The organism is Amycolatopsis palatopharyngis (assembly GCF_003385185.1).
Lineage (GTDB): Bacteria > Actinomycetota > Actinomycetes > Mycobacteriales > Pseudonocardiaceae > Amycolatopsis > Amycolatopsis palatopharyngis.
The window spans coordinates 50,088-70,030 of record NZ_PQHZ01000032.1; the positions used below are offsets into that span (position 1 = coordinate 50,088).

Here is a 19,943-nt window from a genome sequence, read left to right on the forward strand (position 1 = left end):
CCACCGACCGCTCTCCTTGCCGTGTCACCTGTGTCTGTCCGCAGGCCTGGGACCTGCTCGCCTGCTCGCGGCACATCGTCCGCGGCAGTCCATTCTGCCTGGCGGTGACGGCCGGGCGTCAGTCGGTGCCCGATCGACGCTGTTCGGCACGCAGCCGTTCGTCGAGTTCGTCGAAGCGCAGCACGGACCGGTCGATCGCTCCCGTGCGGTACGCGGCCCGGCCGAACAACTGTGCCAGAACCGGCGCCGTCATCACCTGGAAGATCGCCACGAGTGCGATTCCCGCCGCATACTCCGGTTTCACCCGCACCGCGGCGCCGGCCAGGATCAGCAGCAGTCCGACGGTCTGCGGTTTCGTCGCGGCCTGCAGCCGGGTGGGCACGTCAGGGAAGCGCAGCACCCCGAGCGCGCCGATGAGGCAGAACAGCGCTCCCGCCAGTAGGAAGACCGCGGCGAGTACATCTCGGACGATCATTGGTACTCCTCCCAGCGCTCGACCAGCCGGATCGCGGCGATCGAGCCGACGAAGGCCAGCAGGGCCACCGTGATCAGCAACGCTGTGTTGAACCCGCGCTGTGAACTGGCGATACCGACGGCGACCCCGGCGATGATGAGCACGAGCAGCACGTCCAGCGCGAGAATCCGGTCCAGGGTGCGCGGCCCGCGCGCCAGTCGCAGCACGACGAGCACCCCCGCAGCCGAGAGCAGTCCGAACGTGATCGCGAAGACGACGGTCATGGTGCCTCCTCCGAGGTCGGTGCCGCGGACCTCCGGTCCCGCGCGCGGTGCGCCCGGTCGGCGCGCGTCCGCAGGTCACGTATCTCGGACGCGTCGCCGAGCGCCTTGAGCACCCGCACCTGCAGGTCGACCACCTGGTGGTAGGCACGGTCCAGGGCGTCCTCCGAGCGCGCTCCCAGCAGGTACACGTAGAAAATTCCGCCCTGCCGGTCGATCTGCAGCACGAACGTGTCCGGTGTGAGGGACACGAGGTTGGCCGAAGCGACGATCACGTGGTCGGCCTCGGCGAGGATCGGTACCGCGAACACCGCCGAGCACGTCTTCCTGCCGAACCGCAGGACCTCCCAGCTCCCGCGCACCGCCGAGGTCAGCAGATCCCACGCCATGTAGCCCACGAGCGCGAGCAACCGCAGCGGCCGGGCGAAGACCCCGGAACGGGTGGGTAGCGGGAACAGCAGCAGGGTGGTGACCGCGACGATCGCGCCGAACAGCACGACGACCGGACTCGTGGAACCCCACAGCAGCACCCAGACGACGAACAACCAGACCAGCAGTGCCGGCGAGAACCGCTGCTTCACCGCACACCTCCCGCGCCGAGCACCGCCACGCGGTACGGACCGCCGTCGAGCAGGTCCACCGCGGCCCGCTCCCCCACTCCCGACAGCGGCCCGGCCAGAACCGCGATCGCCACCCCGGCAGCCACGAGACCGCCGGCGGACAGCAACATCGGCCAGGACGTCGCGGCGGTGCCGACGGTCACCTGGTCGCTCGGGTCCGGGTCGGGAAACGGCTCGCGTGTCCTGCCCCAGAACGCGCCCACCCAGACCTTGCCCATGGCGTACAGCGTCAGCAGGCTGGTCAGGACCGCACAGGCCGTGACGACATAGGCCATCGGCGTCGCGACCTGCGCTCCGGCCTGCAGCAACGTCACCTTTGCCACGAACCCGGAGAACGGCGGGATCCCGGCCAGGCTCAGCGCCGGCACCGCGAACAACGCCGCGACCAGTGGATAGGCCGTGGCGACACCGGACATGTCACGAATGGACACCGTGCCCGTCCGTCTCGTCACCACACCACTGATCAGGAACAAGGTGGTCTGCACGATGATGTGGTGCACCACGTACAGGATCAGTCCCGTCAGGCCGGCCACGGTGAACAGCGCAAGCCCGAAGAGCATGTAGCCGATGTGGCTGACCAGCAGGAACGACAGCAGGCGGTTGATGTCGTTCTGCGCGATCGCGCCCAGTGCTCCCACCAGCATGGTGAGCAGCGCCAGAGCCAGCAGCGGCGTCCAGCTCGAGGCACTGTCGAATACGAGCGTCTGGGTGCGGACCAGCGCGTACACGCCCACCTTCGTCAGCAGGCCGGCGAACACGGCGGTGATCGGCGCGGGCGCGGTCGGATAGCTGTCCGGAAGCCAGAAGTGCAGCGGCACGAGCGCGGACTTGATACCGAAGACCACCACGGCGAGCAGCCCGAGGCTGGTCCGCACCCCGGACGGGAGTTCCTGCATCTTGACCGAGAGATCGGCGAGATTCACCGTCCCCGTCGCGGCGTAGACCAGGGCGATCAGCGTGACGAACAACATGGACGACGTGAGGCTGACGATCACGTACGTCATACCCGCCTGGACCCGTTTGGCGTTGGTCCGCTGGGTGATCAGCACGTATGAGGCGGTCAGCATCATCTCGAAGGCGACGAACAGGTTGAACAGGTCGCCGGTGAGGTAGGCGAGAGCGACACCCGAGCACAGCACCAGATACATCGGATGGAACGGCAGCGACCGGATCTGCGGCCTGCCCTCGGTGATTCCCTGCCCGATGGCGAAGATCAGCACCGCCAGCATGACCACTGTGGACACGAGCAGCAGCAGCGCCGCGAGCCGGTCCGCGACCAGCACGATGCCGAACGGCGGCGCGTGCCCGCCGACCTGCAGCACGAGTGGGCCATCACCGTCGGCGAGGACCAGCAGCACGGCGGCGACGGTCGCGACCGCGGCCAGTACCGAAACACCGAGCACCCGCTGCACCACCTGGGAGCGTCCCGCGACAATGGACAGCCCCGCGGCCAGCAACGGCAGCAGGACCGGCAGGGCGACGAGCATCGTCATGAATGCCCCCCGCGCGTCGCCGGTCCGCTCGCGGTCTCGCCGGCTCCCTCGGGTTCGTCCGGTTCGTTGCCCCAGTCCTCCACCATGTTCCCGATCCGGCGGTCCTCGAGGTCGTCCTGGACCTGGTCGTGCCCACGCAGCACCCAGGACCGGTAGGCGAGCGCGAGCAGGAACGTGGTGGTGCCGAAGGTGATGACGATGGCCGTCAGTGCGAGCGCCTGGGGTAACGGATCGGCCATGTCCGCAGGGGCGGCGGAGCCGACGAACGCCGGTGCACCGGACGGACCGCCCGCGACCTGGAGGAACAGGTTCGTGCCGTGCCCGAGGATCACGAGACCGAGCACCACCCGCATCAGCGAGCGCTGCATGATCAGGTAGAAGCCCACCGAGTACAGCACGGCGATCACGGCGGCCATGATGATGTTGATCGTCACTGTGTCCCCTCCTCGCCGTGCCGGGTCTCGCGTACCTGCTCCTCGAGTTCCCGGGTCTCGATGCCCGCGCCGAGGGTGCGCAGCAGTTCCAGGACCGCGCCCGTGACCAGCAGGTAGATCCCGAGGTCGAAGATCACACTGCTGGGGAGTTCGATCTCGCCGAGCACGGGAGGGTGCGCGACCCAGATGGCACTGGACAGGACGGGTTCACCGAACATCGCCGGCACCAGCGCCGTGAGGACCGCGAGGGTCAGGCCACCGCCCATCACCACGGGCGGGCTGATCCGGATCGCGGCGGCCAGCTCCTCGCTACCTCCGGCGACGTACCGGAGCACGAAGGCGAGGCCGGCCACGAGACCGCCGGAGAACCCGCCTCCCGCGTCGTGATGCCCCGCGAACAGCAGGTAGACCGAGACGACCAGCACCGTGGGGAACAGGATGCGGACACTCACCTCGAGCAGCAGCGATCGGCGCCAGCCGCGGTGGGTCTGGCAGGCCAGCAGCCACCGTTGTTCCGGCTGGTCCCAATCTCCCCACAGCCCGCGTTGCCCCGGGGTGCCCGCGTCCTGATTCATGCCCGTATGTCCTCCTCCTGCTGGGACTCGCCCTCGGCCTCGGGGACGTGCCTCCTGCGCCTCGTATGCGCGGCGAGACCGAGGCTCGCGACGCCGGTCGCGGTCACCAGCAGGACGGTGATCTCCCCGACGGTGTCCAGCGCCCGGAAGTCGACGAGGATCGCGTTGACGACGTTGTGCGCACCCGCCTCGGGCATAGCCCTCGCGATGTACTCACGGCTCGCCTCCAGCGGGCGCTCACGGACCGTGGAGAACAGCACCGCGACGAGTGCGACGAACAATCCGCCGCATACGGCCACAGCCCCCTTCAGCCAGCGCCTGCTCGGGTCGGGCTTGCGGCCGTGGGTGAACGAAGGCGGGAGCCTGCGCAACACCAGCACGAAGATCACCAGGCTGAGCGACTCCACCAGGAACTGGGCCAATGCGAGGTCCACGCCCCCGTACACGACGAACAGCCCGCCGATCCCGTAGCCGACCATGCCGGTGAGCAACACCGCGGTCAGCCTGCGGCGGGCCAGCGGCACGGTCACCGCCGCGGCGAGTACCGCCGCGGCGAGTGGCAGCTGCAGCCAGGAGTCCCACCAGCCCATACCCGCGGGCCAGACCACACCGGCGAACAGCCCCGCGCTCGGCAGGACGATCACCGTGACGAGGATGATCCCCAGGTAGGCGGGCAGCGAACCGGTTTGCACCCGGCCGGTCACGCCGTGCGCGGTCCGGTCGAGCGCGGAGACCACGGCCCGGTAACCGAGCTGGGCGTCCAGTGTCGTTGGCAGCAGCTGCCGATCCCAGCCGGGGAAGCGCGCGTAGATCAGGTACCCACCGCCGAGCACGAGTGCCGAGAGCAGCAGCGGCAGGGATACGCCGTGCCACAGCGCGAGGTGATACGGCTCTGGACCCGCTGGATATGCCTCGGCGTAGCCGGAGGCCACCTTTCCCACCCAGCCCACGGCGAGACCGAAACCGAGCGAGGCCGCGACCGGCAGCAGTACCGGCGTCGTGAAACCCCACTCCGGTCTGCGGGCCTCCACGGGATCGACTCCGCGCTTCGTACCGAAGGCACCGAGGACGAACCGCAGGCTGTAGGCGACGGTGAACAGCGAGCCGAGCACTAGGCCGATGAGGATCAGCACGTCCCGGACGCTGCCGTGGGCGAACGCCTCGAGGGCGGCCTCCTTGCCGACGTATCCCAGCAGGGGCGGGACTCCGGCCATCGAGGCCGCGGCGAGTGTCACCAGCACGGCGAGCAAGGGCCATCGCCTGCCGAGGCCCGACAGTTGCCTGATGTCCCTTGTCCCCGCCCGTTTGTCGATCACTCCCGCGCTGAGGAACAGCGCCGACTTGAACAGTCCGTGTGCCAGCACCATCGCCGCGCCGGCGACCGCCGCGGTGTGAGTGCCCACGCCGACCAGCACGATCAGGAAGCCGAGCTGGCTGATCGTGCCGAAGGCGAGCAGCTCCTTGAGGTCGTGCTGGCGCATCGCCTGGACACCGCCGAGCACCATGCTGCACAGCCCGACCACCACGACCGGCACCCACCAGGCCGGCAGTGCGGCGAAGGCGGGCGCGAACCGGGCCACCAGGTAGACGCCTGCCTTGACCATCGCCGCCGCGTGCAGATAGGCGCTCACCGGTGTGGGTGCGACCATCGCCGCGGGCAACCACGGATGGAACGGCACCTGGGCGGACTTGGTGAACGCCCCGAGCAGGATCAGCAGCACGGCCACGTTCACCACGGCACCACTTGGCGGGTCCGCGACGATCTCGGAGATGCGGAAGGTTCCGGCTGCGTCGCCCAGCAGGATCAGTCCGAGCAGCATCGCCAGTCCGCCGAACGTCGTGACGAGCAGTGCCTGTGTCGCCGATCGCCGCAGCGCTCTCGTCGCCCCGTCCCCACCGACGAGCAGGAACGAGCAGACCGTGGTCAGCTCCCAGAACACGTAGAACGACAGCACGTCGTCGGCGACGACCAGCCCGAGCATCGCCCCGGCGAACACCAGCAACACGGTGGCCTCACGACCGGCTCCGTGCTCCCCCTTCGCGTAGGTCACGTAGTAGGCCAGCACCAGCGCGCCGACACCGGAGACCAGCACGATCATCAGCAGGGACAGGGCATCGAGCCGCACGGTGAACTCAAGGCCGATGGCCGGGGCCCAGGCCAGCGACTCGGTCACCGGCCGGCCGTCGAGCACTCCCCCGGCACGGGTCAGGACGAGCACCAGCGTCGCGGCCGGGACCAGCGCGGCGACGGCGAACACCGCCCTGCCCCGGTAGCGAGCCACGACCGGCAACACCGCGGCCACCACGAGGTGTGCCGCGATGGCGATCAACATGCGGGCTCACCACCGTTTCCGCTCAGCCAGTGCCGGTATCACGGGCAACCGGGCCCGACGGTGCGCGCGGTTCGCCCACCAGCCAGGGCCCGGTTCGAACCGGAGGAGTACCCACCTACCCGGAAAGTGACACAAGCGACGCGGCGGGAGCGAGCAGGAGCGGCTCGGCTGATGAGCTACCGTGGAAAAGTGAACGTCGAAGTAACGCCGTTGCCTGGGATCGGTGTTCGTAAGGATTTCGCTATCCGAAACGGTCGCCGAGTCGGCGTCGTCACCCACAGGGACGGCCAGATCGAGCTGATCGTGTCCAAGTCGGACGACCCGGACGCCTGCCTTGCCTCGCTGCCGCTCGAGGCCGAAGAGGCAGGCGCACTGGCCAACCTCCTCGGGGCTCCGCAGCTCGTGGCACAGCTGACCGAGGAGCACCGCGAGATCGCCGGTATCCACACCAAGCAGTTGCCGATCCGCTCCGGATCCCCGTTCGACGGCCGGACCCTCGCCGACACCACCATGCGGACCCGCACGGGAGTGTCGGTCGTCGCGGTGATGCGCGCGGGACAGGTCAGCCCGTCGCCCGCACCCGACTTCACCTTCACCTCCGGCGACGTACTCGTCGCCGTTGGGACGTCGGAGGGCCTCGCTTCCGCGCTCAAGATCCTCAACCAGGGCTGAGGGCCGGTGCCCCACACAGCACTGGAGCTGATCGAGCTCGGCGCGGTCTTTTTCGTGCTCGGTGTGCTCGGCCGTCTCGCGGGCAAGATAGGCATGTCCCCGATTCCGCTGTATCTGATCGGCGGACTCTGCTTCGGTCAGGGCGGGCTGATCCCGCTCACCGGCATCGACGGCTTCACCTCCCTCGCCAGCGAGATCGGTGTCGTGCTGCTCCTGCTGCTGCTCGGCCTGGAGTACTCCGCGGCCGAACTGGTCACCGGGATGAAGCGGTCCTGGACGGCCGGGCTGGTCGACATCGTGCTCAACGCCGCGCCCGGCGCCGCGGTGGCCCTCCTGCTCGGCTGGGGCGCGGTCGGCGCGCTGGTGATGGGCGGCATCACCTACATCTCGTCCTCGGGAATCATCGCGAAGGTCCTCGGCGACCTCGGCAGGCTCGGGAACCGGGAAACACCCGTCGTACTTTCCATCCTCGTCTTCGAGGACCTGGTGATGGCGCTCTACCTGCCGATCCTGACCGCGGTCCTCGGTGGGATCAGTTTCCTCGGCGGGCTGCAGGCCGTCGGCATCTCCCTCGCCGTCATCACCGTGGTGCTGGTGATCGCGCTCAAGTACGGGCGCTACGTCTCGGCCGTGGTGGACAGCGAGGACCGCGAGGTGTTCCTGCTCAAGCTGCTCGGCACCGCACTGCTGGTCGCGGGCGTGGCCTCGGCCATGCAGGTGTCCGCGGCGGTCGGCGCGTTCCTGCTCGGAATCGCGATCTCCGGCTCCACCGCGCATAACGCGACCCGCCTGCTCGAACCGTTGCGGGACCTGTTCGCCGCGATCTTCTTCGTCGTGTTCGGGCTGAACACCGATCCCGCGGCCATCCCGCCGGTCCTCGGCGCGGCGATCGCACTCGCCGTGGTCACCACGTTCACCAAGATCGGCACCGGCTGGTGGGCGGCCCGCAGACAGGGAATCGGCAGACTCGGCAGGGCGAGAGCCGGCGCCGCCCTCGTGGCCAGAGGCGAGTTCTCGATCATCATCGCCGGGCTCGCCGTCTCCGCGGGCGCCGTCGAGGGCAGACTGGCGGCGCTCGCGACCGCCTACGTGCTACTGATGGCGGCCCTCGGCCCCGTCGCGGCCCGCGTCGTCGAACCGGTGGCCCGCACCCTGCAGGCCCGCCAACTAGCCAACACCCCCACCTAACCGACTTTGCAGTTCCCGGGCCCGACTTTGCAGTTCCCGGGCCGGAGTTGGCAGTTCCCGTGGCCCGAGTTGGCAGTTCCGGTCAGAGTCCCACTGCGCGGTACAGCGAGCCGACCTCGGCTTTGGTGAGCGGACGGAGGTTTCCCGGCTTCGGGCTGCCCAGCTGGACATCGCCCACCGCGGTGCGCACGAGTTTCTGGACAGGGTGACCCACCTCGGCGAGCAGCCTGCGCACGACGTGCTTGCGACCCTCATGCAGCACGATCTCCACAAGCGTGCGGCCCGCCTGGGTGTCCTTGACCCGGAACTCGTCGACCTTCACCGGGCCGTCCTCCAGCTCCACCCCCGCGCGCAGCCGCTTGCCCAGTCCCCGTGGCACCGTGCCATCGACCTCCGCGAGGTAGGTCTTACGGACCTCGAAGGAAGGATGCATGAGCCGGTGCGCCAGATCGCCGTCGTTGGTCAGCAGCAGCAGACCCTCGGTATCGGCGTCCAGCCTGCCAACGTGGAAGATCCCCAGGGCACGGTCCTGGAGCTTGGCGCGAACGAAGTCGCCGACGCAGGGCCTGCCCTGGTCGTCGACCATCGTGCTGTGCACACCGCGCGGTTTGTTCATCGCCAGGTGTACCAGGTCGTCGCGCAGGATCACCCTGGTGCCGTCCACGTGAATGACGGCGTTGTCGGGATCGACCCTGCGGCCGAACTCGCGGACGGTCTCGCCGTCCACGGTGACGCGGCCCTGTGCGATCAGGTCCTCGGCCGCCCGCCGCGAAGCGATTCCCGCCTTGGAGAGAACCTTCTGCAGGCGAACGCCCTCGGCTTCACTAGATGTCATCGATCGTATCCACTTCCGGCAGCAGGGGGGCGATGGCGGGCAGATCCGTCAGGGACGACAGACCCAGGCGCTCGAGGAACAGTTCGGTGGTGACATACAGGGTGCCACCGGTCTCGGAGTCGGTACCGGTCTCCTCGATCAAGCCACGCGCGAGCAACGTCCGGATGACACCGTCGACGTTGACACCGCGCACAGCGGCCACCCGCGCCCTGGTGACCGGCTGGCGGTAGGCGATCACCGCGAGCGTCTCCAGTGCGGCCCTGGTCAGCTTCGACCGCTGACCGTCCAGCAGCAATTTCTCCACGAACGGGGCATAGGTGTCCCTGGTGTAGAACCGCCAGCCCTCGCCGACCCGGCGCAGGTCGATCCCGCTGCCCCGCTCGGTGAACCGCGTCGCCATCGAGCGCAATGTCTCGGTGACCCGCCGCGCCGGCTGCTCGACAGCGTCGGCCAATGACTCCTCGCTCGCGGGCGAGTCCACCACGAGCAGCAGAGCCTCCAGTGCGGACTCCAGGATCGCGTCATCGAGCACGTCGGGTCGTGAGTCGGGCTGGGCAAGCGCGACCAGCTCGTCGTCGGTCTGACCGTCGCCGAGAGGCTGCCCGTCGTCGAGGATCTGCTCCTCCTCGGCGCCGGCAGGTGCTGCTCCGGCGTCCCCGGCCTCGACGGACTCGTCCCGGACCGGCTCGTCCTGAGCGAACGCGCCGGCCTCAGCTTCGCCGGCGTCGGCCACGGCGCCGGCTTCGGTTACGGCTCTGGCGTCGGCGTCGGCGTCGGCGTCGGCTTCAGTCGCGGTCTCGCTCGTACCTCGCTCCGCGTACAGCTCGCTCACCGGACGGCTTCCGCCCCGCTCACCTTCCGCATCCGGCTCGCTCACCCATACTCCTCGTCATCAACGCGCGTGCGGTCCTCGTCGGCCGCGGCCGACGCCTCGTCGAACGATCCGCCGATCCATCGCACGTGTAGTTCGTCCAGCGCCTCGGTCTGCTCGAACGACACGCTGGCCTCACGGTAGAGGTCGAGCAGCGCGAGGAAACGAGCCACCACCTCGATGGTGTGCTCGCAGTCCGACACCAGCTGGGTGAAGGTCGCCTGTCCCGACTCGGCCAGCCGGAGGCGCAGCACAGCGGCATGCTCACGTACCGAAACCTTGCCCGCGTGCAGGTGGTCCAACGACACCGTAGGCGGTGGCTTCGGCCGGAACACCGCCAGTGCGATCTCGGCAAACTTCGCCGGGTCGACGCCGAGCATCACTTCCGGCAACAGCCCCAGATACCGTTCCTCCAACGCGACCGACCTTGGGTACCGGCGCAGCGCACCGGCCTCGAGTTCGGCGAACAGCGCGGCAACCTGCTTGTACGCCCGGTACTGCAGCACCCTGGCGAACAGCAGGTCCCGTGCCTCCAGCAGCGCCAGATCGTCCTCGTCCTCCACCTCGGCGGAGGGCAGCAGCCGAGCGGCCTTGAGATCGAGCAAGGTAGCCGCGATCACCAGGAACTCGGTCGTCTCGTCCAGATCCCACTCCGCGCCCAGGGCCCGCGTGTAGGCGATGAAGTCGTCGGTGACGGTATGCAGCGCGACCTCGGTGACGTCCAGTTGGTGCTGGGAGATCAGCTGCAGCAACAGGTCGAACGGGCCCTCGAAATTGGCCAGCTTGACCTTGAACCGTGCTGCGGACTTCTCCTCCGCCGGCACGGTGATCTCCTGCGGCAGGTCCACCAACTGGTCCGGCTCTGCCGGCTGTTCCGAGGATCCGGTGCGCTCCGCCTCGGGGGCGGCATGCGTCCCTTCGGCAGGTTCACTCGCCATTCTCAGTGCCTGGTGGCTTCCTCGGCCTGGGACTCGACACCACCGTCACGTAGCCGCCGTACCAGCACCGAATCCTCGCCGTGCTGGTCGAAATCGGCGAGCAGCACCGCGACCGCCTCCCGGACCAGCCGGCCACGATCCACAGCCAGATCGTGACTCGCGCGCAGGGTCAGCCTGGCCTGCTCCATCGCGACCAGCTCGTCACCGGAGACGTAGACGGTGATCTTGGCGTCGTGCTTCTGGCGTCCGGTCCCTCGACGGGCCGCGGCGGAGTTCGCCAGCTGGTCCCGGGCACGGCTGTCGCCGCCACCCGCACTGCCATTGTCGCTGCCATGACCATTGCCATCGACGTTGCCGCCGCTGTGGCTACCGTTACCGCTTTCCGGGCGACCTCGCGAACCGTCCTTTAAGGACCGATGAGCCAAGTCGGACTGGTCGAGCGCAGGGCTGCTCGTCCGGCGGAAGAGCTCCGACGCGCCGGGCAGGGAAGCACGTCTGCTCACCGGCGAATCACCTCACGGGCCAGCGTGCGGTATGCCACCGCACCCGCCGATTTGGGTGCCCACCGAGTGATCGGCTCGCCGGCCACCGTTGTCTCGGGGAACCGGACGGTGCGGTTGATGACCGTGTCGAACACGGTCTCACCGAATGCCTCCACCACGCGCGCCATGACCTCCTTCGAATGCAGGGTTCTCGGATCGAACATGGTGGCGAGAATCCCGGTGATATCAAGTTTGGGGTTGAGCCGTTCGCGCACTTTCTCGATGGTGTCGATCAGCAACGCGACACCACGCAGACTGAAGAACTCACACTCCAGCGGGATGATCACCCCGTCGGCTGCGGTCAGCGCGTTGACGGTGAGCAACCCGAGTGATGGCTGACAGTCGACCAGAACATAGTCGTAGTGATCCATCACGGGTCGCAGCACCCTCAACAACGTGTGCTCACGGCCCACCTCGGCCACCAGTTGAACCTCGGCTGCGGACAGATCGATGTTACTGGGCAGCAGATCGACGTTGGCCACCGAGGTCGAGCGAACGACATCGACGATGTCGACCGAACGTTCCATGATCACGTTGTAGACCGTCTGGTCCAGTTCGTGGGGCTGGATCCCGAGCCCCACGGAGAGCGCGCCCTGCGGATCGAAGTCCACCAGCAGCACGCGCCTGCCGTACTCGGCGAGCGCGGCGCCAAGATTGATCGTGGAGGTGGTTTTGCCCACCCCGCCCTTCTGGTTGCACATCGCCATGACGCGCGCAGGCCCGTGGCGCTCCAACGGGGGCGGCTCCGGAATCTCGCGGACGGGGCGCCCGGTCGGCCCCACCTTCGGCGTGCCGTCATCCCGGTCGCCGCGGCGCTTGCGCTTGCGCTTGCGGGCGGGCGCGGCCGACTCCCCCGGATCGCCGCCGGATTCGGTCGCGATGTTCAACGGGTCGGGGCCCGCGTGCGCGGGCGCCGCCGGTTGGTGGGAAGTCGACATCGGGGAAAAGCTCCTCGTTCGGCCGTGGTCTTGCCGAATACGTGCACGGACCAGCGCAGCCTATTCGGGCACGTCGCGGCGCGGCAAAGCGGCTCGCCGCGTGCTGGGCCAGTACTTTTCCCGTCCTGTGACGGTGTCCCTCAGCCGAGTGCCCGGGGATGCGCGACGGCGTAAATCTCACGCAGAGTGTTCACGGTGACGAGCGTGTACACCTGAGTGGTCGTGACGGAGGCGTGCCCGAGCAGCTCCTGCACCACCCGCACATCGGCGCCACCCTCCAGCAGATGCGTCGCGAAGGAGTGCCGCAGGGTGTGCGGGGAGACCGATGCGGCGATTCCGGCGCGTTCGGCGGTGGTCTTGAGGACCTGCCACGCGCTCTGCCTGGACAATCTGCCGCCGCGGGAGTTCAGGAACACCGCGGCCGTGCCCCTGCCGCGCCCCACGAGCGTCGGCCGTGCCCGGACCAGGTAGGCGTCCAGCGCTTCGACGGCGGGCCTGCCGATGGGCACGAGCCGCTGCTTTCCACCCTTCCCGTCGAGCAGAACGGTGCGTTCACCGTCGTCGATGTCGTCGAGATCGAGTCCGACGGCCTCGGAGATCCGCGCGCCTGTGGAGTACAACAGCTCCAGCAGTGCCCGGTCCCGCAGCGCCCGCTCGCCCTCGGCGGGCGGCATGTCGAGCAGCCGGAGGACGTCCTGGACCGCAAGCGCCTTCGGCAGCCGCTTCGCGGCGGTCGGGGGTCGCACCTCGCGCGCGGGATCGAGTTCGGTGATCCCGTCCGCCTGGGCGAAACGATGCAGTCCCCGGACCGCGACCAGCGCACGCGCGGCGGACGAAGCGGCCAGCGGCTGGTGTTCCTCATCGCCCTCGCGCAACGCGGCACCGAACGCTGTCACGTGTGCCGGGGTCACGGCGGTGAAGTCCGTGACCCCAGAGCGCTCCAGATGGGCGGAGTATCGGCGCAGGTCGCGGGCATAGCTGTCGAGGGTGTTGCGTGAGGTGCCGCGTTCGACCACGAGGTGATCGAGGTACGCGGCGACCACTCTGGCCACCGCGGTGCCACCAGCACGACTCATGTGGACACTCTAGGCACCGGAACGCCCGGATGGGTGGTGGTGACTTCGGTAACGTGAAGGGATGTCGAGTCCCCTGGATCCCGAGTCTCTCCGTGTCGGCACCGCGGAGCGGGAAGAGGCCGGCCGCATTCTCGGCGAGCACTTCGCGCAGGGACGCCTGTCCACCGAAGAGTACGAGAGCCGGGTCAGCGCGTCCTTCGAGGCGAAGAACCGCGCTGACCTGCGAGCCCTGTTCGACGATCTGCCTGCGCCCGTGCCGTCGTTCCTGCGGCCACCGCCACCGCAGGCTCCCGTGCGGCAGCCGTACGCGGCGCCGCCCGCCTACCGGCCGGGTACTCAGCCCGCGGTGGTCTCGGACAAGTCCAAAATCGTGGCCGGCGTCCTGCAGATCGTCCTGCCGTTCGGGGTCGGCCGGTTCTACACCGGGCACACGGGGATGGCGATCGCGCAACTGCTGGTCACACTCTTCACCTTCGGCATCGGCGCGATCTGGCCGCTGGTCGACGGCATCCTGCTGCTGGTCAACGGCGGCCGAGACCCACACGGCAGGCAGCTGCACGATTAGTTCCCCAATGTGGCATTGGGGAACTCCAACGTCCCCAATGCCACGTTGGGGACGTCACAACGCCGGCCCGAGCGACGGTGACCGGTCAGCGGCGGCTGGCGAATGCCGACGGCCGGTCCTGCCACGGGGCGTCGGCAGGCCGGGCGACGGCCGCGCCGGTCAGGACGGCATGCGCTGCGAGTACACCGCCCACCGTCGCCCCGTTGACGAGTTCGCCTGCCAGCGCCATCCGTACCGCCTCGGCCAGCGGCACCTTCCGGATGACCAGATCGGCCTCCTCCTCGCCGAGCACATCCCGGTGCACCTCGCACAGGTCGCGGGCGAGAAACACCCGGATGACCTCGTCGGTGAAGCCGGGCGAGGCCGCGACGTCCACCAGGGTTTCCCAGCGCCCCGCGGCCAGGCCGGCCTCCTCCGCCAGCTCCCTGGCCGCGGCCGCCACCGGGCTCTCGCCGATACCGTCGAGGAGTCCGGCAGGCAGCTCCCACAGCCTGCGCCCGATCGGGTGCCGGTACTGGTGGATCAGGGTGATGTCACCGGCCTCGTCCACGGCCGCGATACCGACCGCACCGAGGTGCTCCACGACCTCCCGGCGCGCCGTACCGTCACCGGGCATCGCCACCTCGTCCACCCGTAGACCGATGACTCGTCCGATGTGGACGTCCTCACTGGAGACAACGCGGAAGTCGTGCGAGCCCGGTTCGCTCACCGCCCGACCAGGCGTGCTCACTTCGCCGCCACCGAGGTCTCCGGCAGCTCCACCGGAAGGCGGTCGGCGGTGCGGTAGCCGACCACCGCCTTGATGAACGCGCTGAACAGCGGATGCGGTTTGGTCGGCCTGCTCTTGAGCTCCGGGTGCGCCTGTGTGCCGACGAAGAACGGGTGCTTGTCCTTGGGCAGCTCGACGAACTCGACCAGCCGGTCATCCGGTGAGGTACCGGAGAAGACCAGTCCGGCCGCCGCGAGCTGCTTGCGGTAGGCGTTGTTCACCTCGTAGCGGTGACGGTGCCGCTCGGACACCTCCCGCGACCCGTAGGCCAGCGCGACCTGCGAGTTGGGCGTCAACTTGGCCGGGTAGGCGCCGAGGCGCATCGTCCCGCCCATGTCCCGCTCGCCCGCGACGACGTCGCGCTGGTCGGCCATCGTCGAGATCACCGGGGCGGCGGTCTCCTCACCGAACTCGGCGGAGTTCGCGTCCGCAAGGCCGGCGAGATTTCGGGCTACGTCGATCACCATGCACTGCAGACCGAGGCACAGACCCAGTACGGGGATCCCCCTGGTCCTGGCGAAGGTGATCGCACCGACCTTGCCCTCGATACCCCGCACACCGAACCCGCCGGGTACGAGAATCCCATCCACATCGGACAGTACGGCCGACGCGCCCGCCGGGGTGGTTGCCTCGTCCGAGGGCACCCAGACGATCTCCACCTTCGCCCGGTGGGCGAAGCCGCCGGCACGCAGAGCCTCTGTCACCGACAGGTAAGCATCCGGCAGATCGATGTACTTGCCCACGACGGCCACCCGGACCGTCTCGGCCGGGTTGTGCACCCGGTCGAGCAGATCTCCCCACACCGTCCAGTCGACGTCCCGGAACGGCAGGCCGAGGCGGCGCACCACATAAGCGTCCAGCGCTTCACGATGCAGCACCTTCGGGATGTCGTAGATGGACGGTGCGTCCGGACATGCGACGACGGCCTCGGTGTCCACATCGCACATCAGCCCGATCTTGCGCTTCAGATCCTCGGGAAGGTCCCGATCGGCGCGACAGACCAGGGCATCCGGCTGGATACCGATATTGCGCAGTGCCGCGACGGAGTGCTGGGTCGGCTTCGTCTTCAACTCGCCCGAGGGCGCGAGGTACGGCACCAGCGAGACGTGCAGGAAGAAGCAGTTGTCCCGGCCGACATCGTGCCGAACCTGCCTGCAGGCCTCGAGGAACGGCAGTGACTCGATGTCACCGACCGTCCCGCCGACCTCCGTGATCACGACGTCCGGTTGCAGGCCGGTCCCGTCGGAATCCGCGACGGCCATGATCCGCGACTTGATCTCGTCGGTGATGTGCGGGATCACCTGGACCGTGTCACCGAGATACTCGCCGCGACGTTCCTTGGCGATGACTTCGGAGTACACCTGCCCGGTGGTCACATTTGCCGAACCTGACAGGTTGCGGTCGAGGAAACGCTCATAGTGACCGATGTCCAGATCGGTCTCAGCTCCGTCTTCGGTCACGAAGACCTCGCCGTGCTGGAACGGGTTCATGGTTCCCGGATCCACATTGAGATATGGATCGAGTTTTTGCATCGTGACCCGAAGTCCACGTGCGGTCAGGAGCTGACCAAGGCTGGACGCCGTCAGCCCCTTACCCAGAGAGGAGGCGACGCCTCCGGTGACGAAAACGTACTTAGTTGTCCGCGGCTGAAGTCCCACGGGCTTCCACCTTATCTCACGGTGCCCCGGCCGCTCGCCAGGCTCACCTTCATAGTTCGATGGTGTCGTGCCGAGCGTCGTGTGCGAGGGTCGGCCGCAGCCCTTCCGACGCCCCGGCGCGGCACCCGCCACGACCGATCACTGACGAAAGCGAGCACAGTGTCCGAGCCGAGCACGCAGCAGAACTCCTGGACAGCGCCGGTGGCCGCCGCCCCGGTCGACGCCGGCATCCGGGTCCCGGGATCGAAGTCCATCACCAACAGGGCCTTCGTTCTCGCCGCCCTGTCCGCGGGCCCGACGCTGGTCCGGGAGCCGCTGGAATCCCGCGACGCGCGCCTGATGCTCGACGCGCTCACCGCACTGGGCGCCCGCTGCGAGCACGTTCCGGACGGAGTTCGCGTGCACCCGGTCACGCGTGGTTCGAGCACCGTCAGCGACACGGTCGATGTGTCGATGGGCAACGCGGGTACGGTCGCGCGCTTCACCCCGGCACTGGCCGCGCTCGGCGCGCGGGCCGTCCGGTTCGACGGCGACGAGGCGATCCGGCGCAGGCCCGTCGGCCCGCTCCTGCGTGCACTGGCCGAACTGGGCGCTGAGATCGACGACGACGGCCGCGGAGCGCCACCGTTCGTCGTACACGGCAGGGGCGGGCTTCCTGGCGGCACAGTGGACCTGGACTCGTCAGCCTCCAGCCAGTTCCTCTCCGCCCTGCTGCTCGTCGCACCGGCGACCGAGCACGGCGTCACGGTCCGCCTGGTCGGTGGCGCACCGCCAAGTGAACCGCATATCGCCATGACCCTGGACATGCTGCGCCGGTTCGGAGCGCGGCCCGAGCGCTCAGGGACGAGCTTCCACGTGCCACCCGCACCGCTGGCCTGTCCGGACTACACGGTGGAGCCCGACCTCTCCACCGCGGCGCCGTTCGTCCTCGCGCCGTTGCTCACCGGGGGGACGGTGCGCGTCGCGGGCTGGCCGGGCGAGACCACCCAGCCGGGTGACTGGTTGCGCAGCTTGGTCGGCGAACTCGGCGGCAGCGCGGTGCTCGGCGACGACGGACTGACCGTCACCGGAAGCGGTGAGGTCCGCGGTGCCGACCTGGACCTGCACGAGGTCGGCGAGCTGACCCCGGCCGTGGCCGCCGTGCTGTGTTTCGCCGACCGGCCCTCGGTCATCTCGGGAGTGGCACACCTGCGTGGTCACGAAACAGACCGGCTCGCCGCACTGGCGACCGAACTGGGAGCGCTGGGAGGCAACGTCACCGAAACCGAGGACGGCCTGCGCATCGTTCCCGCGCCGCTGCGTTCCGGCACGTTCCACACCTATGACGACCACCGCCTGGTGATGACGGGCGCGCTGCTGGGCCTGCGAGTGCCCGGAATCGAGGTGGAGAACCCCGCCACGGTCGCCAAAACGTTCCCTGGCTTCGTCCGTGCCTGGGAGCAACTGGTCGGCCGCCCGGGGGACTAGCGCTCGCGCTTTCCCGGGAAAGTGCGAGAGGGCACGACCGTGACCTGGGACTGAGAGTTTCCGGCCTCGCACTTTCCCGGGAAAGTGCGAGGCCGCGGTGAGGTCTAGCTGCCTTCCTGGTTCACGCCGGGTGCCGGCCCCTGCGCGTTGCCGGCGACACCGTAACGACCCGACTTGCCCTCCAGCTGCTCGCGGAGCGCGAGTACCGTCGCGATGCGGCCGGCCGAGGAGCCCACGTTGTCCACCGTGGACAGGATCGACGTGGCCGCGGTGTCCGCCCGCACCACACCGATGGGACCGGTCCCCTTCGCCGAACCGGGCACACCAGCGAGCACCGTCCCCGCGCCGGAGCGATCCAGCTGGGCAGCGAAGCGTCCCACGGTGGCCGCACGGTCGCCCGCACCGTTTCCGGTCTCCTCACCCCCGGTGAGGACCACGGCGAGTTGAGCGGGCCGGACGTCCTGCGCCGGCTTGATGAAGCCGCCGTCGGCCAGTCCGCTGAGCGCGGCGGCCAGTTCGTCCGGAGAGGACTGCGGCTTCGCGGAGTCCTTGTCCAGCAACAGGACGGACCCGGTCAACGCTCCCGCGAGTGTGCCGGGGTCACCGGCCGTCGGAAACTGTGCGCCGGCAGGCTGCAACCGTGTCGCCACCTCGCGCAGCTGGTCGGCACGGTCGGGGTCGCTGAACGCCTCCGTCAGCTGGACCTCACCGGTCACCGAAGCGCCCGCGTCCGCGATCAGTTGCTTGACCGCGTCCCGGTCGGCGGGGGCCGCGTCCTCGGTGGTCACCAGCACCACCGAACGCTTGTCGAGTGCGCCGGCCACCACCTTCGGTCCGACCGAACCGGCGAAGGCATCGGCGTCGGAGAGGCGTGCGTTCAACTCGTTGCGCTCGGCCTCCAGATCGGACACCTGGGTCGCCAGCTGACTCTTCTCGTTGGACAGCCCGGACAGCAGGGAACCGTTGAGCGCTGTGGAACCCAGGACGACCCCGATCGCGAGTGCGAGGAACGCCGCCGCGATGGACACGATGTGGTAGCGCAGTGAAATCACGTGAAAAGCCCCTTGACCCAGCTTGTGAACGAGTTCCAGGTGTCCTCGGCCCAGCCGACGTACACACTGCCGACGTCGGAGACGAGCAACGCGGCCGCGACCACGACGAGGGTGGCCAGCACCAGCAGCATGATCGCGCCGATGGAGACGCGGCTGCGATGCAACGTCGCCACGGCCTTGCCGTCGACGAGTTTGGTACCCAGCTTCAGTCGCGTCAGGAAGGTCGAAGGGTTCGAACCGGACCTGCCATGGTCCAGGAACTCCTGCAGCGTCGCCTGGAAACCGACGGTCACCACCAGTGCGGCGTCATGCGCGTCCGCGATCAGCAACGCGAGGTCCTCGGAGTTGCCGGAGGCCGGGAAGGTGACAGCGCCGATTCCGAGGTCCTGGATCCGTGCCACGCCAGGAGCGTGGCCGTCCGGCTGGGCCGGAACCACGACCTCTCCCCCGGACTTCAGCGTCTCGGCCTGGATGCCCAGCGGGTCTCCCACGATGATGTCGGGTACGTAGCCCGTGGCGAGCAGGGTGTCGGCTCCCGCATCGACGCCGACCAGCACGGGCCGGTGCTCGCCGATGTACTTCTTCAGCGCGCGCAGATCCTCCAGGTGCCCCTTGCCCGAGGCGACGACCAGCACGTGGCGGTCCCGGACGGGCACCTTGACCTCCGGCACACCGACGCCGTCGAGGATCAGTGTGCGTTCCCTGCGGAGAAACTCGATGGTGTTCGCGGAGAAGGCTTCCAGCTGGGTCGACATCCCGGCCTTTGCCTCGATCATCTGGTCCGCGACGCTCTCCTGCGTCTGCACGGTGCCCGAGGCCACCTGACGGTCACCGACGAATACCGCGCCCTCGTGCACCCGCAGCCTGCTGCCGTCCTTGACGGTGCGCATCACCTCGCCACCGACGCTGTCGATGAGCGGGACGCCCGCGCTGACGAGAATCTCCGGCCCCAGATTCGGGTACCGGCCGGAGATCGAGGGAGAGGCGTTCACCACGGCGGCGACCTCCGCGCCGACCAGTGCGTCCGCCGTCGAGCGGTCCAGGTCGACCTGATCGAGCACGACGATGTCGCCGGGGCCGACCCTGCGCAACAGTTCGCGGGTACGCCGATCGACACGCGCGACACCGGTGATCCCGGGCAGCGTCTCGTTGTTCCGCGTGAGCAGGCCGGTGAGCTTCATG

Annotated in this window: 21 protein-coding genes; 4 read left to right on the top strand and 17 right to left on the bottom strand. The window is 68.8% G+C overall.

The genetic code is table 11. The features are described 5' to 3' along the window. Nucleotides 1-118: 118 nt before the first annotated feature. The 7 genes from mnhG to mbhE are packed head-to-tail and all read right to left on the bottom strand — an operon-like array spanning nucleotide 119 to nucleotide 6,190. Nucleotides 119-475 (bottom strand): monovalent cation/H(+) antiporter subunit G, encoded by a 357-nt coding sequence (mnhG, locus tag D0C15_RS22460; protein WP_211323299.1) that lies wholly within the window; start codon nucleotides 473-475, stop codon nucleotides 119-121. Then, entirely contained in the window at nucleotides 472-738 is a 267-nt protein-coding gene (locus D0C15_RS22465; RefSeq protein ID WP_116048904.1) for an MrpF/PhaF family protein, read from the bottom strand. The genes mnhG and D0C15_RS22465 overlap by 4 nt, the downstream gene beginning before the upstream one ends. Then, nucleotides 735-1,316, bottom strand: a complete 582-nt coding sequence (locus tag D0C15_RS22470) for a Na+/H+ antiporter subunit E (protein WP_116048907.1) — start codon at nucleotides 1,314-1,316, stop codon at nucleotides 735-737. The genes D0C15_RS22465 and D0C15_RS22470 overlap by 4 nt, the downstream gene beginning before the upstream one ends. Beyond that, a complete protein-coding gene (locus D0C15_RS22475) occupies nucleotides 1,313-2,848 on the bottom strand; it encodes a Na+/H+ antiporter subunit D (RefSeq protein ID WP_116048909.1) in 1,536 nt (511 codons plus the stop codon). The genes D0C15_RS22470 and D0C15_RS22475 overlap by 4 nt, the downstream gene beginning before the upstream one ends. Continuing rightward, a complete protein-coding gene (locus tag D0C15_RS22480; RefSeq protein WP_116048912.1) occupies nucleotides 2,845-3,282 on the bottom strand; it encodes a Na(+)/H(+) antiporter subunit C in 438 nt (145 codons plus the stop codon). The genes D0C15_RS22475 and D0C15_RS22480 overlap by 4 nt, the downstream gene beginning before the upstream one ends. Beyond that, nucleotides 3,279-3,857 carry an MnhB domain-containing protein gene (locus tag D0C15_RS22485; RefSeq protein WP_116048914.1) on the bottom strand — a complete coding sequence of 193 codons (579 nt, stop codon included), beginning with the start codon at nucleotides 3,855-3,857 and terminating at the stop codon, nucleotides 3,279-3,281. Before D0C15_RS22485 ends, D0C15_RS22480 begins: the two co-directional genes overlap by 4 nt. After that, a complete protein-coding gene (gene mbhE / locus D0C15_RS22490; protein WP_116048916.1) occupies nucleotides 3,854-6,190 on the bottom strand; it encodes a hydrogen gas-evolving membrane-bound hydrogenase subunit E in 2,337 nt (778 codons plus the stop codon). The genes D0C15_RS22485 and mbhE overlap by 4 nt, the downstream gene beginning before the upstream one ends. A 189-nt stretch (nucleotides 6,191-6,379) precedes the next feature. Between mbhE and D0C15_RS22495 the strand changes: the two genes are divergently transcribed. Together D0C15_RS22495 and D0C15_RS22500 are read left to right on the top strand one after the other, a co-directional pair. Continuing rightward, nucleotides 6,380-6,862: a cation:proton antiporter regulatory subunit gene (locus tag D0C15_RS22495; RefSeq protein ID WP_162830199.1), complete on the top strand. Its 483-nt coding sequence runs from the start codon at nucleotides 6,380-6,382 to the stop codon at nucleotides 6,860-6,862. A 6-nt stretch (nucleotides 6,863-6,868) separates the two neighbouring features. Continuing rightward, the gene (locus D0C15_RS22500) at nucleotides 6,869-8,050 is read left to right on the top strand and encodes a cation:proton antiporter (protein ID WP_116048922.1); all 1,182 of its coding nucleotides are present in this window, start codon (nucleotides 6,869-6,871) and stop codon (nucleotides 8,048-8,050) included. Between the two features lie 82 nt (nucleotides 8,051-8,132). Here the strand turns inward: D0C15_RS22500 and D0C15_RS22505 are convergent, their stop codons facing one another. The 6 genes from D0C15_RS22505 to xerD all read right to left on the bottom strand — a co-directional run bounded on the left by D0C15_RS22505 (nucleotide 8,133) and on the right by xerD (nucleotide 13,250). Then, complete coding sequence (locus tag D0C15_RS22505; RefSeq protein ID WP_116048926.1) at nucleotides 8,133-8,885, bottom strand: pseudouridine synthase; 753 nt, start codon at nucleotides 8,883-8,885, stop codon at nucleotides 8,133-8,135. Continuing rightward, the gene (scpB, locus tag D0C15_RS22510) at nucleotides 8,875-9,618 is read right to left on the bottom strand and encodes an SMC-Scp complex subunit ScpB (RefSeq protein WP_116048985.1); all 744 of its coding nucleotides are present in this window, start codon (nucleotides 9,616-9,618) and stop codon (nucleotides 8,875-8,877) included. Before scpB ends, D0C15_RS22505 begins: the two co-directional genes overlap by 11 nt. Nucleotides 9,619-9,758: 140 nt before the next feature. Next, the gene (locus tag D0C15_RS22520; RefSeq protein ID WP_211323300.1) at nucleotides 9,759-10,694 is read right to left on the bottom strand and encodes a segregation and condensation protein A; all 936 of its coding nucleotides are present in this window, start codon (nucleotides 10,692-10,694) and stop codon (nucleotides 9,759-9,761) included. Between the two features lie 2 nt (nucleotides 10,695-10,696). Beyond that, entirely contained in the window at nucleotides 10,697-11,197 is a 501-nt protein-coding gene (locus tag D0C15_RS22525; RefSeq protein ID WP_170161356.1) for a cobyrinic acid a,c-diamide synthase, read from the bottom strand. Then, nucleotides 11,194-12,174 (bottom strand): ParA family protein, encoded by a 981-nt coding sequence (locus D0C15_RS22535; protein ID WP_116048928.1) that lies wholly within the window; start codon nucleotides 12,172-12,174, stop codon nucleotides 11,194-11,196. The genes D0C15_RS22525 and D0C15_RS22535 overlap by 4 nt, the downstream gene beginning before the upstream one ends. Before the next feature lie 140 nt (nucleotides 12,175-12,314). Continuing rightward, a complete protein-coding gene (xerD, locus tag D0C15_RS22540) occupies nucleotides 12,315-13,250 on the bottom strand; it encodes a site-specific tyrosine recombinase XerD (RefSeq protein WP_116048931.1) in 936 nt (311 codons plus the stop codon). Nucleotides 13,251-13,311: 61 nt separating this feature from the next. On the opposite strand from xerD, the gene D0C15_RS22545 reads away from it, so the two are divergent. Beyond that, complete coding sequence (locus D0C15_RS22545) at nucleotides 13,312-13,815, top strand: DUF1707 domain-containing protein (RefSeq protein WP_116048933.1); 504 nt, start codon at nucleotides 13,312-13,314, stop codon at nucleotides 13,813-13,815. Between the two features lie 85 nt (nucleotides 13,816-13,900). On the opposite strand, the gene D0C15_RS22550 is transcribed toward D0C15_RS22545, so the two are convergent. Then, nucleotides 13,901-14,524 carry an NUDIX domain-containing protein gene (locus D0C15_RS22550; protein WP_116048993.1) on the bottom strand — a complete coding sequence of 208 codons (624 nt, stop codon included), beginning with the start codon at nucleotides 14,522-14,524 and terminating at the stop codon, nucleotides 13,901-13,903. A gap of 17 nt (nucleotides 14,525-14,541) precedes the next feature. Beyond that, nucleotides 14,542-16,242 carry a CTP synthase gene (locus D0C15_RS22555; protein WP_116048936.1) on the bottom strand — a complete coding sequence of 567 codons (1,701 nt, stop codon included), beginning with the start codon at nucleotides 16,240-16,242 and terminating at the stop codon, nucleotides 14,542-14,544. 159 nt (nucleotides 16,243-16,401) lie between these two features. On the opposite strand from D0C15_RS22555, the gene aroA reads away from it, so the two are divergent. Beyond that, complete coding sequence (aroA, locus tag D0C15_RS22560) at nucleotides 16,402-17,709, top strand: 3-phosphoshikimate 1-carboxyvinyltransferase (protein ID WP_116048939.1); 1,308 nt, start codon at nucleotides 16,402-16,404, stop codon at nucleotides 17,707-17,709. Nucleotides 17,710-17,813: 104 nt separating this feature from the next. On the opposite strand, the gene D0C15_RS22565 is transcribed toward aroA, so the two are convergent. Both D0C15_RS22565 and steA read right to left on the bottom strand, forming a co-directional pair. Continuing rightward, nucleotides 17,814-18,761: a copper transporter gene (locus tag D0C15_RS22565; RefSeq protein WP_116048941.1), complete on the bottom strand. Its 948-nt coding sequence runs from the start codon at nucleotides 18,759-18,761 to the stop codon at nucleotides 17,814-17,816. Then, on the bottom strand, nucleotides 18,758-19,942 hold the full coding sequence (gene steA, locus D0C15_RS22570) for a putative cytokinetic ring protein SteA (RefSeq protein ID WP_116048944.1): 1,185 nt from the start codon (nucleotides 19,940-19,942) through the stop codon (nucleotides 18,758-18,760). Before steA ends, D0C15_RS22565 begins: the two co-directional genes overlap by 4 nt. Nucleotide 19,943 lies beyond the last annotated feature (1 nt).